Raw genomic sequence first — 13,749 nt, 5'->3', positions numbered from 1 at the left:
CTCGCTAAGGCGCCCGCGACTTCATTCAGCGCGGGGACTTGATACGTGGGCGAGCCTAAAATCCTGCCGTTCGACTGGGCCGATCCGTTCGACCTCGACCATCAGCTCAGCGACGAGGAACGCCTCGTCCGCGACACCGCCGAGGGCTACGCCCAGGAGAAGCTCCAGCCGCGCGTCACCAAGGCCTACCTCGACGAGGATTTCGACCGCGGAATCCTCAGCGAAATGGGCGCGCTCGGCCTGCTCGGCGCGACCATCCCGCACGAATATGGCGGCGCCGGCCTGGGCTATGTCAGCTACGGCCTGATCGCGCGCGCGGTCGAGCGCGTTGACAGCGGCTACCGCTCGGCAATGTCGGTCCAGTCCAGCCTCGTGATGTACCCGATCTTCGCCTACGGCAGCGAGGAGCAGCGCAAGAAGTACCTCCCCGGCCTCGCCTCGGGCGAACTGGTCGGCTGCTTCGGCCTGACCGAGCCCGACGCCGGCTCCGACCCCGGCGGCATGCGCGCGCGCGCCCAGAAAACCGACGGAGGCTACCGCATCTCGGGCGCCAAGATGTGGATCACCAACTCGCCGATCGCCGACGTGTTCGTGGTGTGGGCCAAGTCCGACGCCCACGGCGGCGCGATCCGCGGCTTTGTGCTCGACAAGGGAATGAAGGGCCTGACCGCGCCCAAGATCAAGGAAAAGCTCTCGTTGCGCGCCTCGATCACCGGCGAAATCGTGATGGACGAGGTCGAGGTCGGCGAGGACGCGCTGCTGCCCAACGTCGAGGGCCTGAAGGGCCCGTTCGGCTGCTTGAACCGCGCCCGCTACGGCATCGGCTGGGGCAGCATGGGCGCCGCCGAGGCATGCTACGCCGCGGCCCGCCAATACACCCTCGACCGCAAGCAGTTCGGCAAGCCCCTCGCCGCCAACCAATTGGTCCAATTGAAGCTCGCCAACATGGTCACCGAGATCACGCTCGGCCTGCAGGCGGCGTTGCGCGTCGGCCGCCGGCTCGAGGCGGGCGAACTGATCCCCGAGACGATCAGCCTGATCAAGCGCAACAATTGCGGAAAAGCGCTCGATATCGCGCGCATCGCGCGCGACATGCACGGCGGCAACGGCATTAGCGCCGAGTTCCAGGTGATGCGCCACGCCGCCAACCTCGAGACGGTCAACACCTACGAGGGCACCCACGACGTCCACGCCCTGATCATGGGGCGTGCCATCACCGGCATCGCCGCTTTCTGATCCAAGACCGCTTGACGTAACCGTTCGGTTACGCTTTAAGCCGTAACCGAGGAGTTACGGATGGCGCGTGAGGACGCAGTGTTCAAGGCGATCGCGGACGAGCGGCGGCGGGCGATCCTCGCCGCGCTCGCCGAGCGCCCGATGGCGGTCCATGAGGTCACCGCACTGTTCGCGATCAGCCGTCCGGCGGTGTCCAAGCATTTGCGCGTGCTGAGCGAGGCCGGGCTGGTCCATGCCGCGCGCAGCGGCCAGGAGAACCTCTACCGCGCCGATGTCGACGCGCTTGCCGCTGTGTCCGACTGGCTCGGGCGGATGTGGGCCGGGCGCCTGCGCACCCTCAAGGATCTCGCTGAAAGGAAGCATTGATGGCGCTCCCCGACATTTGCCATGCGATCGACATCGACACCCCGCGCGAGCGGGTGTGGGCCGCGATGACCACCCAGGGGCTGGTCGAGCAATGGCTCGGCTGCATCGGTTTCGCGCCCGAAATTGGCACCGTTTTCTACATGCAGCAGAATGGCGAACGCCGCGCGGCGGGCGATGTCACCGGCGCTACCCACTGCGAGCTGGAAACCCTCGACAGCCCCGAGCGCATGGAGTTCACCTGGTTCATCCCCGGCACGCCCAAGACCCGCGTGACCATCGAACTCGTCGAGACCGGCCCCGCCGCGACCACCGTCCGCCTCGTCCATTCCGGCTGGGAACAGTTCCAGGCCGAGGACGTCCGCGCCATCCATGCCATGCTTGACGGCGGCTGGAGCTCGTTCGTCCTCCCCGGACTCAAGCGCGTCGCCGAGCAGCCCTAGCCCGCCGCCGGCCATCGCCGCAGGGGATTGCGCCGCCGCGTCCCCGCTTTATGCTCGCCCCCGGGCAAACGGGGGAAATCGCACATGAGCATAATCGGTTGGGTCGTGATCGGGCTGTTGGTCCTGATCCTCATTTACGCGATTGCCGTCTACAACGGCCTGGTCCGGCTGCGGGCGCTGGTCCGCGAAGGCTTCAGCGGGATCACCGTCCAGCTGCGCCGCCGCGCCGACCTCGTCCCCAATCTGGTCGAGACCGTCCAGGGCTATGCCACCCACGAGCGCAGCACGCTCGACGAAGTGATTGCCCACCGCAGCGACGCGGTCACCGCCAAAAGCGTCGAGGCGACCGCCCAGGCCGACAACATGATGAGCGCCATGCTCGGCCGGCTGATCGCGGTCGCCGAGGCCTATCCCGACCTCAAGGCCGACGCCAATTTCCGCGAGCTGCAGGACGAGCTCAGCGTGCTCGAGGGCGAGCTGCAATCGGCGCGGCGCTACTACAACGCCACCGTCCGCGACTTGAACACCAAGGTCCAAAGCTTCCCCGACACCGTGTTCGCCCGCGCGTTCGGATTCTCGGAGGAGCCGTTCTACCAGGACGACGACCCCGCCCTCGCCAGCGCGCCCAAGGTTTCGTTCGCCCGCCCGGCGGCGTGATGCTGCGCCTCATCGCGTGCCTCGCGGCGCTGCTCGCCTGCGCCGTCCCGGCCGCGGCCGAAGAGCGCATCACGCGCTTCGTCAGCGACGTCGAAATCAAGCCCGACGCCTCGCTCGAGGTGACCGAGACGATCGACGTCGTCGCCGAGAATGTCCGCATCAACCGCGGCATCTACCGCGATTTCCCGACCCGCTACCGCGGTCGCCGCGGCAATCCGGTGCGCGTCGATTTCACCCTGCTCGGCGCCCAGCGCGACGGCTATCCAGAAATGGCCACCACCGAGGCGATCGCCAACGGCATCCGCATCAAGCTCGGCAACCCCGACAAAATGATCGACCAGGGCGAGCACCGCTACGTCATCCGCTACCGCACCACCCGCCAGATCGGCCGCTTCAAGGATTTCGACGAGCTGTACTGGAACGTCACCGGCAACGGCTGGGTGTTCCCGATCAACAACGCCGAGGCGCGCATCCGCCTCCCCTCGCCAGTCGCGTTCGGCCAGCGCGCCTTTTACACTGGCCCCCAAGGCTCGACCGCCGCAAACGCCGAAGTCAGCGACGAGAAGCTCGGCGAGATCAGCTTCCGCACCATCGCCCCGCTTGGCCCCAATGAAGGGCTGACCGTCGCCGTCGCCTGGCCCAAAGGCGTGGTCGCCGAGGCTGACCCCGCCAGCCGCGCCAAATGGTGGATCGCCGACTACGGCCCGCTGATCGTCGGCGCGCTCGGCCTGATCGGCGTGCTCATTTTCTATTACATCGCGTGGCAGCGCGCCGGCCGCAACCCGCGCGCCGGCCCGGTGGTGCCGCTGTTCTCCCCGCCCGACGGCTTGACCCCGGCGGCGATGCGCTACGTGTGGAAGATGGGCGCCGACAACCGCGCCTTCGCCGCCGCTTTGGTCGATCTCGGCGTGCGCGGCCATGTCCGCCTGGTCGAGGAGGAGGGCGGCTTCTTCAAAGGCGATCAGATGCGCCTCGAGCGGCTCGCTGCTGCCACGCCATTGCCCGAGGCCGAGGAAGCGATGCTCCGCGAGATCGCGACGAGCGGCGAATCGATCGTGATGGAGCAAAAAAACCACGCCAAATTCGGCGCCGCGCAGAAAGCGTTACGCGAGGCCTTTGCCAAGGGCTATGAAGGCAAATTGTTCAACCGCAACTGGGGCTGGGCGTTCGCCGGCTTTGCCGTGATGCTCAGCGCGCTGTGGCTCGCCTCGGCCGCGGTCGCCGCCGCCACCGGCAGCGCGCGGCCGTTGCCGATCATGGTCGGCCTCGGCGCCAGCCTCACCACCTTGCTCCTGCTGCTGCTGATCCGGGACAGCAAGGCCGCGGGCAAATGCCTGCTGGTCGGCGCGGCCTTGCTGTTCGCCGCGCTGTCGGTGTCGACCGGGCTGCCGGTGTTCTTCTCCGCCCTCAGCAGCGGCTGGTGGATGCCGCTGCTGATCCCCGCGCTGGCGCTGCCGCTGGCGATTTCAGCCTTCTGGTGGATCGCCGCCCCGACCCGCGAAGGCCGCGGCGTGCTCGACCGCATCGCCGGCTTCCGCCACTATCTGTCGATCACCGAGGGCGAGCGCATCGACCGCATGACCGCGCCCAAGGACACGCCCGAACTGTTCGAGAAATACTTGCCTTATGCGATCGCGCTGGGGGTCGAGAACCGCTGGGCCGACCGCTTCTCGGGCGTGCTCGCCGCGGCCGCCGCGCAAGGGAGCCAGGGGTTCGCCTGGTACTCGGGCAGCCACAACGCGTGGGACAACCCCGGCGGCTTCGTCGACAGCGTCGGCGCGTCGCTCGCCAGCACGGTCAGCGCCGCCTCGACCGCGCCCGGCTCGAGCAGCGGCTCGGGCGGCGGCGGCTCGTCAGGCGGCGGCGGGGGCGGTGGCGGCGGCGGCGGCTGGTAGCCGGCCCGGGCGGCGGAACACCGCGATCGGCTCGCCTTTGTAGACCCCGTCGGGCTCGCGCACGAAGCCGAGCCGCTCGGCCAGCTTCATCGAGGCCGCATTGTCGGGCGCGATGATCGCGGGGTAAGACGGCGCGTCGAGATTGGCCTCGGCCCACGCCAGCGCCGCTTCGCACGCCTCGCGCGCGATCCCCTGCCCGTGCACCGAGCGGTCGAAGATCCAGCCCATTTCGGGCTCGCCGACCAGGCTCGGCTCCATCTCGCGCTCCATGTCGAAAAAGCCGCAATGGCCGACCACCTGGCCGTCCGCTTTGCGCTCGACCGCCCACATCCCCATGCCCAACACCGGCCACTGTCCGACCGCCAGCAACAGGCGGCGGAACGAATCTTCGCGAGAAAGTGGCGTGCCGCTTAGGTGTCGCATCACTTCGGGGTCGGCCAGCGTCGCCGCATGGGCGTCGAGGTCGGCACGAGTGAAGTCGCGCAAGATCAGCCGCTCGGTCTCGAGGACCGGCGCGGAGCGGATCACGGCGTTACTTCTTGCTGAGGCTGAGACCACCGAAGCGCTTGTTGAAGCGCGCCACCTGGCCGCCGGTGTCGAGCATGCTCGACTTGCCGCCGGTCCACGCCGGGTGGACCGAGGGGTCGATGTCGAGGGTCAGCGTGTCGCCTTCCTTGCCCCACGTCGAGCGGGTCTGGAACTTGCTGCCATCGGTCATCTGGACCGTGATCATGTGATAATCGGGGTGGGTTTCGGATTTCATCGTAGATGTCCTTGAGATTGGCGCTGGTTTCCGACCAGCATCAAGTGTCGCGGCCCCCTAGCGAAGGCGGCCCGAATTGACAAGGCTTGGCGCCCCGCCGTAGCACCGCGGCCAGGACCATGGTCCGGCGGTCACGGCCGCCGGCCAAGAAGGAAGCCGGTGCGAAACCGGCGCTGTGCCCGCAACTGTAAGCCTCGGCCCCGCCGATGCCAGTCAGACACTTGCCACGGTCCGTCGTCCGTCTTCCCGGCCGGGTCCAGCCGTGGAGCGTGGGTCGGGCCGCGCGTCAAGCAAGCCGGATCCCTCGGTGACGACATGTTCGTCATCGAAGGGACACGACCATGCAAGCCATCGCCACCGACATCATCGTCACCGCCGCCCGCACGCCGGAAGAGGCGGCCGCCACCGCCGCCAGCGCGACCGTCCTCGACGCCGAGCGCATCGCGCGCCTCGGCGAGCCGCTGGTTCCTGCTTTGCTGCGGCTGACGCCCAGCGCCGCAATCGCCACCTCCGGCCCCGCCGGCTCGCTGACCGAGGTCCGTATCCGCGGCGCCGAGGCCAACCACACCTTGCTGTTCATCGACGGCATCCGCGTCAACGACCCCGCCGCCGGCAACACCGCGCGCTTCGAATTGCTCAACGCCGACCTCGCCTCCCGCATCGAGGTCGTGCGCGGGCCGCAATCGGCGCTGTGGGGCTCGGAAGCGATCGGCGGGGTGATCGCGATCGACGGCGAGGACCGCCAGGGCTGGGCCGCCGCCAGCGAAGCCGGCTCGTTCGGTTTCCGCCGCGCGTCGGCCTCGGGCGGCATCCGCTCGGACAGCGCCGCACTCTCGCTTGGCCTCGGCTGGCAGCGTGCACGCGGCATCGACAGCTTCAACGGCGAGGGCGACCGCGACGGCTACCGCAACCTCTCCGGCCGCCTGCGCGGCACTTGGCAAGTCAGCCCCGGCATCGAGCTCGGCGCAGCGGGGCTGGCGCTCACCGGCAAAAGCCAGTTCGACGGCCTCGACGCCTTGACCGGCGCGCGGCGCGACACGCTCGACACCAATCGCAACCGCCTGCTCGCCGGGCGCCTGTGGAGCCGCTTCGGAGCGCAGGACAGTGCCTGGTCGGGCGATCTGTCGATCGCGCTGCTCGGCTCGTCCAACCGCAACATCGTTGCCGGCGACGAGATCAACCGCACGCGCGGGCAGCGCCTGACGTTCGCCGGCCAGCTCGAACATCGCTTCGCCTTCGCCGGCGCAGCACACACCCTGGTCGCCGCACTCGACCGCGAGGACGAGGATTTTCGCGCCCGCGACCAGATCTATTTCGGCGCGACCAACCAGGACCAGAGCCGCCGCCACGACGCAGTGACTGTCGAATGGCGCGCCGAGGCCGGTCCGCTGGTCGGCGATGTCGCGCTCCGCCATGACCGCTTCAACCGCTTCAAGGACGCCACCTCGCTGCGCGCCTCGCTGCTCGGCGAGCTCGGCGGCGGCTGGTCGCTCGCGGCGTCCTACGGCGAAGGTATCGCGCAACCGACCTTCTTCGACCTGTTCGGCTTTTTTCCCGGGAGTTTCCTTGGAAATCCATCGCTTCAGCCGGAAAGCTCGCGCGGCGTCGAAGCCGCGCTGCGCTACCGCAAAGGCGAGCTACACGGCGCGCTGACTTGGTACCGCCAGCGCCTCACCGACGAGATTATCGATACCTTCGATGCCCCCAGCGGCCGTTTCACCACCGCCAACCGCCCCGGCAAAAGCCGCCGCTCGGGGGTTGAGGCTGAGCTCGGCTACGCGTTCAAGCCGTTCCGCCTGACCGCTTACTACGCCTATCTCGACGCGTCCGAGCCCGGCGACGTGCGCGAAACCCGCCGCCCCAAGCACAGCGGTTCAGTCGCGCTCGACGGCGCGGGCGGGCGCCTGACCTATGGCGCGTCGCTCGCCTACACCGGCGCGCGCACCGACCGCGATTTCGATTTCTTCCCCGCCCCCACCGTCCGCCTCGGCGCTTACTGGCTGGCGAGCGGCCGCCTGGCGTACGCGCTGACCGAGCGGGCCGAGCTGTTCGCGCGCGTCGCCAATGCCTTCGACGAGCGCTACCAGGAAGTATTCGGCTATCGCACCGAGGGGAGGAGCGCGCATGTCGGCATTCGCCTTGCTGCTCGCCGTTAGCAGCGCGCGCATCGCCTCGCTCAACCTGTGCACGGACGAGTATCTGCTGCTGCTCGCGCGTCCAGGCGAAGTCGCCAGCGTGAGCTATCTCGCGCAGGACCGCCGCGAATCGCCGCTGTGGCAGCGTGCCAAGCCGCACCACGTCAATCACGGCTCGATCGAGCAGGTGCTCGTCACGCGCCCGAGCCTCGTGCTGACGATGGGCGGCGGCGGCCGCGCATCGAAGCTGATCGCCGGGCGGATGCGGATCGGATCACTCGCCCTCGCCCCGGCGAGTTCGCTCGACGATGTCGCCGCCAACCTGCGCCGCGTCGCCGGCGCGCTGGGCGCACCGCAGCGCGCCAATCAATGGCTGGCCCGCCTCGCCGTCTTGCGCCGCGCCAGCCCGCGCACGGGGCACGACACGATCTGGCTGTCGGGCTCGGGCGACAGCCTCGTGCCGGGCGGCGCCGGCGCGCAATGGCTGCGGCTGGCCGGGCTCGAGCAACGCGCGGTCGGCGACAAGGTCGGCCTCGAAACCTTGCTCATCGACCCGCCCAAGGTGCTGGTGCACAGCGATTATCGTCTCGGCCAGGTGTCGCGCGGCGCGCGCTGGCTCGACCATCCGGTCGTGCGCCGGGCCAAGGCGCGGCGGATCGTCACAGACGGCCGCCCGTGGACCTGCATGGGACCGCTGATGATCCCCGAGATCGAGCGGCTGCGGGCGCTTGCGCGGTGACACGCTGGTGGCCCTTGCTGCTGATGCCCGCGCTGCTCGCCGCGCTGCACCTCCTGCTCCCCGCCGCGCCCCTGATCGAGCTCCAGCGCGGCGACCCCGGCCTCGCCACCCTGCTGCTGACCGAAATCCGCCTGCCCCGCACCTTGCTCGCGCTCGGCTATGGGGCGGTGATCGGGATGACCGGCGCCGCGCTGCAAGCGCTGTTCGCCAATCCGCTCGCCTCGCCCGACATCACCGGCAGCAGCAGCGGCGCGGCATTGGGCGCGGTGCTCGGCGGATATTGGTTCGGGATCGTCAACCCGCTCGCTTTGGCCGGCTGGGGCGCCGGCGGGGCCGCGGTTGCGTTGCTCGCGCTATTGCTGCTCGCCGGGCGCCGGGCCGAGGGCGCGACGATGCTCCTTGCCGGGCTAGCGATCGCGCTCGCCGCGGGCGCCGCGACCAGCCTGATGCTCGCGCTCGCCCCCTCCCCGTTCGCCTTCTACGATGCGTTCGACTGGCTGATGGGCAGCTTCGTCGACCGCAGCCTGCCCCAGACCGCCGCCGCGCTGGTCCCCGCCACGCTCGCCTGCGCATTCCTCGCCCGCCACGCCCGCGCGCTCGACCTGATGGCGCTCGGCGACGATGTCGCCGCCTCGACCGGCTTCGCCCCGCGCCGGATCACCGTGCAGGTGGTGGTACTCAGCGCGATCGCGGTCGGCACCTGCGTCTCGGTGTGCGGCGCGATCGGCTTCGTCGGCCTGCTCGCGCCGTTCGTGGCGCGGCGGATCACCCGCGGCCACCCCGGTCGCGCGCTGCTCCCGGCGGCCGTGATCGGCGCCACCCTGATGATCCTCGCCGACCTCGCGCTGCGCCTCGGCCCGCCCGGCCGCGCGATCCCGGTCGGCGTGCTGACCACCGTCGCCGGCACCCCGCTGTTCCTGTGGATCGTCGTCACCATGCGCCGCGGAGTGACGTCATGACGTCATTGCTCGAAGCACACGCCGTAACCATTGCCGGGCGCCTCGCCCCGACCGACCTCGCCGTCCCCGCCCCCGCGCTGATCGCGCTGATCGGCCCCAACGGCGGCGGCAAGACCAGCCTGCTGCGAGCCCTCGCCGATGCTGAGAAAGACGGTGGCAGCGTGGTGATCGACAGCGAAGTCGCGAGCCAGGCGCCCCCCGCGCGGCGCCCCCACCTGCTGACCTTCCTCCCCGCCTCGCGCGCTATGACCTGGCCGATTGCGGCGCGCGACGTGATCGCCCTCGGCCTGCCCCGACCCGATCCCGACCGGATCGACGAGCTGGTCGCCGAGTTCGAACTGGAAGACCTCGCAAGTCGCCCAATCGACCGCCTCTCGACCGGCGAGCGGGCGCGGGTATTGCTGGCCCGCGCCCTGGCCCCGCGCCCGCGCCTGCTGCTGCTCGACGAGCCGCTCTCCAACCTCGATCCCTATTGGGTGGTGCGCACGCTCGCTATCCTGCGCGGCGCGGTAACCAGCGGCAGCGCCGCGATCGTCGCGCTCCACGACCTCGCCCAGCTCGCCAGCTTCGACCGCGCGTTGCTGGTCGATTGCGGGCAAGTGCTCGCAGACGCGATACCTTCCGAAATCCTGAAATTGACCGCATTCGGCGACGCGTTCCGGGTCGAGCCGTCAGGCACCGGCTGGCGGGTCAGGCCGCCGGCGGATCCGCGATCATCGCCGTGAAATTGGCTTCGGCGGCGAGCTTGCCGTCGACCGTCGCGCGCCCCGCGAACTTGCACACGCTTGCGCGCTTCTGGACAAACTCGACCTCGAGCTTCAGCAGGCACCCGGGCTCGACCGGCAAGCGGAACTTGGCGCCCTCGATGGCCATGAAATAGACCAGCTTACCCGACCCGGCGAGGCCCAGGCTCTCGACCGCGAGCACGCCCGCGGCCTGCGCCAGCGCCTCGACGATCAACACCCCCGGCATGATCGGCCGCCCCGGGAAATGGCCCTGGAAGAAACCCTCGTTGATGGTCACCGCCTTGATGGCGACGATCCGCTCGTCGGCGACCAGGCTTTCGACCCGGTCGACCAGCAGCATCGGGTAGCGGTGCGGCAGGGCGGCCATCACCTGCCGCACGTCTAGCGTACGGCCGGCGGCGCCCCCTGCCGCAGCCTCGTTCACCGGCCCGGGGTGGTCTGCTGCTGCGCCTGCGGCAGCGGGGTCAGGCTGACCGACGGCAAAGTGCGGTTGAGCGCCGCCAGCACGTCGGCGGTGACGTCGAGGCCCTGCGAGCGAGCCAGCGTGGCGTCCGTATCGACCGCGAGGTTGGCGCCGCGCGCGGTCATCACCTGGTTGATCGCCGGGTTCAGCCGCTCGTTGATCTGGCGCAGGACATTGGCCTGGACCGACTGCAAATTCTGCTGGGCGCGGCCGAGCTCCTGGTTGGCCGTTTCCTGGCGCTTCTGGAACGCGTCGACGCGGGCGCGCAGCGCGGCGTCAGGCGCCTTGCCGGCGAGCGCGGTGATCGCGTTCTGGATCGCGGTGCCCTCGGGGCGCAGGCCGTTGGCGAGCGTCTGCTGGCGGGTCTGGAGCGCGGTGACCTGGCCTTGCAGGCTGGTCTGGGCGGTGCGGCACGCGGTGCATTCGCGATAGACGCGGTCGGTGTCGACCACGACGATCACCGCGGCCGGCGCGCGCTGCGCCGAAGCGACCGAAGGAAGCGCCACAGCGGTGGCAGCTAGTGCACTGATAAGGATAATGTTTCGCATCAGAATTGGGTTCCTACGTTGAAGCTGAAGAGCTTGGTGTCGTCGCCGTCCTGCTTGAGCAGCGCCTTGGCAAGGTCGATGCGCAATGGCCCGAACGGTGAAGTCCAGTTGAAGCCGATCCCGACCGACAACCGCGGCCGCCCGGAATCGCCGAGATAGAATTCCTTGTACCCGGGCGAGCGCGTGTAGCCGACCGCCGGGCAGTCCTCGCCGGGCTCGAGAATGATGATGCTGCCACCGGTGGTGGTGCTGGTCGGGACGCAGGTGCCGACGACGTCGGTCAGCCGCGGCTGCTTGAGCATGAACACCGAGCCGACATCGACGAACGCGGACGGGCGCAGGCCGAGGTTGCGGATCGACGCGCTGACCGGCACCTCAAGCTCGAGCCGGCCCATGTAGTAGGCGCGCCCGCCGAGCGCATCGCTGACCTGCTTGGTGTTCGAGGTCAGCTCGCCCTCGATGTCGTAGGGCACGCGCCGCACCCGCGGACCGATGCCGCGGATATCGAACCCGCGCAGTTGCGGCCCGAAAAAGCGATCGGTGATGCGAATTGCGTCGCGCCCGGGCCCCGGCGACTTCTGCAGCGCCTGGATGATCCCGCCCTCGCCGTGCGCGGAGAAAATCCACCCGCTGCCGAACGAGAAATACTTGGTCCCGTCGATCCGCGTGCGGATATATTTAACGTCGCCGCCAAGCCCCGCGAAATCCTGCGACAGCACGCCGCGCTGGCCCCGTGTCGGGCGGATGCTGTTGGTGTCGTCATAGGCGATCGAGAAGCCGACGGTCGACGTGATCCGCTTGCCGATTTCATCGCACAAATAGGTGCCGGCGCGCACCGGGTCGCACTGTTCGTCGAGCGGCCCGTTGCCGTCCGGATCGGTGTAGAACAGGTCCTTGTCGAGCGTGATCTTGTCTTGCACGAACGAATAGCGGGTGCCGAAGGTGATGAACTCGGTGATCGGGAAGCCGAGCCGCGTCGCCATCCCGGTGCTGGTCTGCGAATAGGTCGTGTTGCGCTCGCCGCCGACGAAGTTGAAGCTGTTGTAGTCGCGGCGGTATATTTCGCCCCCGAGCAGGATGTTGCGGTCGAACAGGTGCGGCTCCATGAAGCCCAGCTGCACGCCCTTCGAGTAGCGCGAGTAATTGATCGCGGCGCTCAGGCTTTGGCCCATGCCGCGGAAATTGTTCTGCTCGATGGCGACGTTGACGAGGAACTTCTCGAGGCTCGAGTAGCCTGCCGACAACTGCAGCTGGCCGGTCGATTTCTCCTCGAGGTCGAGGCCCAGCACGACGCGGTCGGGGCCCGAGCCCTCGGTCTGCTTGATTTCCAGTTTCTCCTGGAAATAGCCAAGTGACTGGATGCGGTCCTGGCTGCGCTTAATCTTGATCGCGTTGAACGCGTCGCCCTCGTTCAAGCGAAACTCGCGGCGGATGACCTTGTCGCGGGTCACCGTATTGCCCTGGATGTCGATCCGCTCGACGTAGACGCGCGGGGTGTCGCCGACCCGGAACGTGATGTTCATCAGGCGCTTCTCGGCGTCGCGATCGTAGGACGGCGAAATGTCGGCGAATGCGTAGCCGAGGCCGCCCGCGACCTCGTTGAGGCCGGTCACGGCGTCTTCGACCTTCTTGGCATCGAACCAGCTGCCCGGCTCGATCTTGAGCATCGTCTTGATCCGCTCGGCGGTCAGGTCGCGCAGCTCGCTTTCGGCCTCGATCGCGCCGAACTTGTAGCGTTCGCCTTCCTCCACGACGTAGGTGATGACGAAGTCGCGGCGGTCGGGGGTCAGCTCGGCAAGCGCCGAGACGACGCGGAAATCGGCATAGCCCTGGGTCAAATAATAGGCCCGGAGCTTCTGCTGGTCGGCCGCCAGGCGATCGGGGTCGTAGCTGTCGTTGGACTTCATGAAGCCGAGGAAGCCGCCGGCCTGGCGCGTGTACATCTCCTTGCGCAGGCGGTCGTCGCCGAACGCCTCGTTGCCGATGATGTTGATGCCGCGCACGCGCGATTTGTCGCCTTCGTAGATCTCGAACACGAGGTCGACGCGGTTCTGGTCGAGCTGGACCGTCTTGGGCTCGACGCGCGCCGCGAACCGGCCCTGGCGCTTGTACAGTTCGATAATCCGCTCGACATCGGCACGCGCCTTGGAGCGCGTGAAGATCTGGCGCGGCGCAAGCTTGATCTCGGGCAGGATCTTGTCCGACTTCAGCCGCTTGTTGCCCTCGAGCACGATGCGGTTGATGACCGGGTTCTCGCGCACGTTGACGACGATATCGCCGGTCTCGGCGCCGGTGATGGTGACATCGGCGAACAGCTCGGTCGCGTAGAGCGCCTTGAGCGCCGTATCCAGCGTCTCGGCGGTGTACTCCTGGCCTGGCGCGAGGTTGGCGTAGGAGCGCACGGTCTCGGGCTCGAGGCGCTCGTGGCCGCGCACCGCGATCGAGCGGATGGTCCCCGAGCGCGGAGCGGCGGTCAGCGACACCGTCTGCGCGGCGGGAGGCGTGGTGGTTGCCGGCGTGGTTGCCGGGGCAGTCGCCGGCGCCGCGGTTTCGGCCGGGGCCGGCGCTGGCTCGGCCGGCGCGGGGGCGAGCTGGTCGGCGGGCGCTTCGGTCGCGGGGGCTTCGGTGGCGGGAGCTTCGGTGGCGGGGGCGTCAGCGGCGGGCGCTTCGGTGGCCGGAGCTTCGGTCGCGGGGACGGTCGCGTCCTGAGCCAATAGCGGCGCGGACCAGCCGCCCAGGATCGTGCCGACCAGGAGGATCGCTCCCGTGCGCTTGCCGTTGGTCTTCGTTCCTGAAATCACG

14 protein-coding genes and 1 riboswitch are annotated in these 13,749 nt (G+C 68.9%); of the genes, 9 read left to right on the top strand and 5 right to left on the bottom strand.

Annotation, left to right across the window (positions count from 1 at the left end; all coding sequences use genetic code 11):
* Positions 1 to 45 precede the first annotated feature (45 nt).
* The 5 genes from RMP08_RS07125 (at position 46) to RMP08_RS07105 (ending at position 4,594) form a co-directional block, all read left to right on the top strand.
* Complete coding sequence (locus tag RMP08_RS07125; RefSeq protein ID WP_310468299.1) at positions 46 to 1,236, top strand: acyl-CoA dehydrogenase; 1,191 nt, start codon at positions 46 to 48, stop codon at positions 1,234 to 1,236.
* A 60-nt stretch (positions 1,237 to 1,296) separates the two neighbouring features.
* Positions 1,297 to 1,602: a metalloregulator ArsR/SmtB family transcription factor gene (locus RMP08_RS07120; protein ID WP_310468298.1), complete on the top strand. Its 306-nt coding sequence runs from the start codon at positions 1,297 to 1,299 to the stop codon at positions 1,600 to 1,602.
* Positions 1,602 to 2,042, top strand: a complete 441-nt coding sequence (locus tag RMP08_RS07115; protein WP_310468297.1) for an SRPBCC domain-containing protein — start codon at positions 1,602 to 1,604, stop codon at positions 2,040 to 2,042. Before RMP08_RS07120 ends, RMP08_RS07115 begins: the two co-directional genes overlap by 1 nt.
* An 84-nt stretch (positions 2,043 to 2,126) precedes the next feature.
* On the top strand, positions 2,127 to 2,699 hold the full coding sequence (locus RMP08_RS07110) for a LemA family protein (RefSeq protein ID WP_310468296.1): 573 nt from the start codon (positions 2,127 to 2,129) through the stop codon (positions 2,697 to 2,699).
* Positions 2,699 to 4,594 (top strand): DUF2207 domain-containing protein, encoded by a 1,896-nt coding sequence (locus tag RMP08_RS07105; RefSeq protein ID WP_310468295.1) that lies wholly within the window; start codon positions 2,699 to 2,701, stop codon positions 4,592 to 4,594. The genes RMP08_RS07110 and RMP08_RS07105 overlap by 1 nt, the downstream gene beginning before the upstream one ends.
* Here RMP08_RS07105 and RMP08_RS07100 read toward each other — a convergent pair.
* Positions 4,553 to 5,122, bottom strand: coding sequence for a GNAT family N-acetyltransferase (locus RMP08_RS07100; protein WP_310468294.1), 570 nt, complete (start codon positions 5,120 to 5,122; stop codon positions 4,553 to 4,555). The two genes, RMP08_RS07105 and RMP08_RS07100, sit on opposite strands and share 42 nt — an antisense overlap.
* A 4-nt stretch (positions 5,123 to 5,126) precedes the next feature.
* Positions 5,127 to 5,357 (bottom strand): 50S ribosomal protein L31, encoded by a 231-nt coding sequence (gene rpmE, locus RMP08_RS07095; RefSeq protein ID WP_310468293.1) that lies wholly within the window; start codon positions 5,355 to 5,357, stop codon positions 5,127 to 5,129.
* Positions 5,358 to 5,460: 103 nt separating this feature from the next.
* Positions 5,461 to 5,601: riboswitch (cobalamin riboswitch) on the top strand.
* 97 nt (positions 5,602 to 5,698) lie between these two features.
* Here rpmE and RMP08_RS07090 point away from each other — a divergent pair.
* From RMP08_RS07090 to RMP08_RS07075, 4 genes are read left to right on the top strand one after another with little or no spacing between them, the layout of a single operon-like run.
* Positions 5,699 to 7,513, top strand: coding sequence for a TonB-dependent receptor domain-containing protein (locus RMP08_RS07090; RefSeq protein ID WP_310468292.1), 1,815 nt, complete (start codon positions 5,699 to 5,701; stop codon positions 7,511 to 7,513).
* Positions 7,482 to 8,231, top strand: a complete 750-nt coding sequence (locus RMP08_RS07085) for a hypothetical protein (protein WP_310468291.1) — start codon at positions 7,482 to 7,484, stop codon at positions 8,229 to 8,231. Before RMP08_RS07090 ends, RMP08_RS07085 begins: the two co-directional genes overlap by 32 nt.
* On the top strand, positions 8,228 to 9,190 hold the full coding sequence (locus RMP08_RS07080; RefSeq protein ID WP_310468290.1) for an iron ABC transporter permease: 963 nt from the start codon (positions 8,228 to 8,230) through the stop codon (positions 9,188 to 9,190). The genes RMP08_RS07085 and RMP08_RS07080 overlap by 4 nt, the downstream gene beginning before the upstream one ends.
* The gene (locus RMP08_RS07075) at positions 9,187 to 9,915 is read left to right on the top strand and encodes an ABC transporter ATP-binding protein (protein WP_310468289.1); all 729 of its coding nucleotides are present in this window, start codon (positions 9,187 to 9,189) and stop codon (positions 9,913 to 9,915) included. Before RMP08_RS07080 ends, RMP08_RS07075 begins: the two co-directional genes overlap by 4 nt.
* On the opposite strand, the gene fabZ is transcribed toward RMP08_RS07075, so the two are convergent.
* Genes fabZ through bamA form a run of 3 tightly spaced genes read right to left on the bottom strand, consistent with a single transcriptional unit; the run spans position 9,881 to position 13,748 of the window.
* The gene (fabZ, locus tag RMP08_RS07070) at positions 9,881 to 10,303 is read right to left on the bottom strand and encodes a 3-hydroxyacyl-ACP dehydratase FabZ (RefSeq protein WP_310468319.1); all 423 of its coding nucleotides are present in this window, start codon (positions 10,301 to 10,303) and stop codon (positions 9,881 to 9,883) included. The two genes, RMP08_RS07075 and fabZ, sit on opposite strands and share 35 nt — an antisense overlap.
* Before the next feature lie 53 nt (positions 10,304 to 10,356).
* On the bottom strand, positions 10,357 to 10,905 hold the full coding sequence (locus RMP08_RS07065; RefSeq protein ID WP_310468288.1) for an OmpH family outer membrane protein: 549 nt from the start codon (positions 10,903 to 10,905) through the stop codon (positions 10,357 to 10,359).
* A gap of 41 nt (positions 10,906 to 10,946) precedes the next feature.
* Positions 10,947 to 13,748, bottom strand: coding sequence for an outer membrane protein assembly factor BamA (gene bamA / locus RMP08_RS07060; RefSeq protein WP_310468287.1), 2,802 nt, complete (start codon positions 13,746 to 13,748; stop codon positions 10,947 to 10,949).
* Position 13,749 lies beyond the last annotated feature (1 nt).

Source organism: Sphingomonas sp., from assembly GCF_031426035.1.
Lineage (GTDB): Bacteria > Pseudomonadota > Alphaproteobacteria > Sphingomonadales > Sphingomonadaceae > Sphingomicrobium.
Note: the sequence above shows the minus strand (reverse complement) of the source record. Positions and strands in the feature narration are given on the sequence as shown.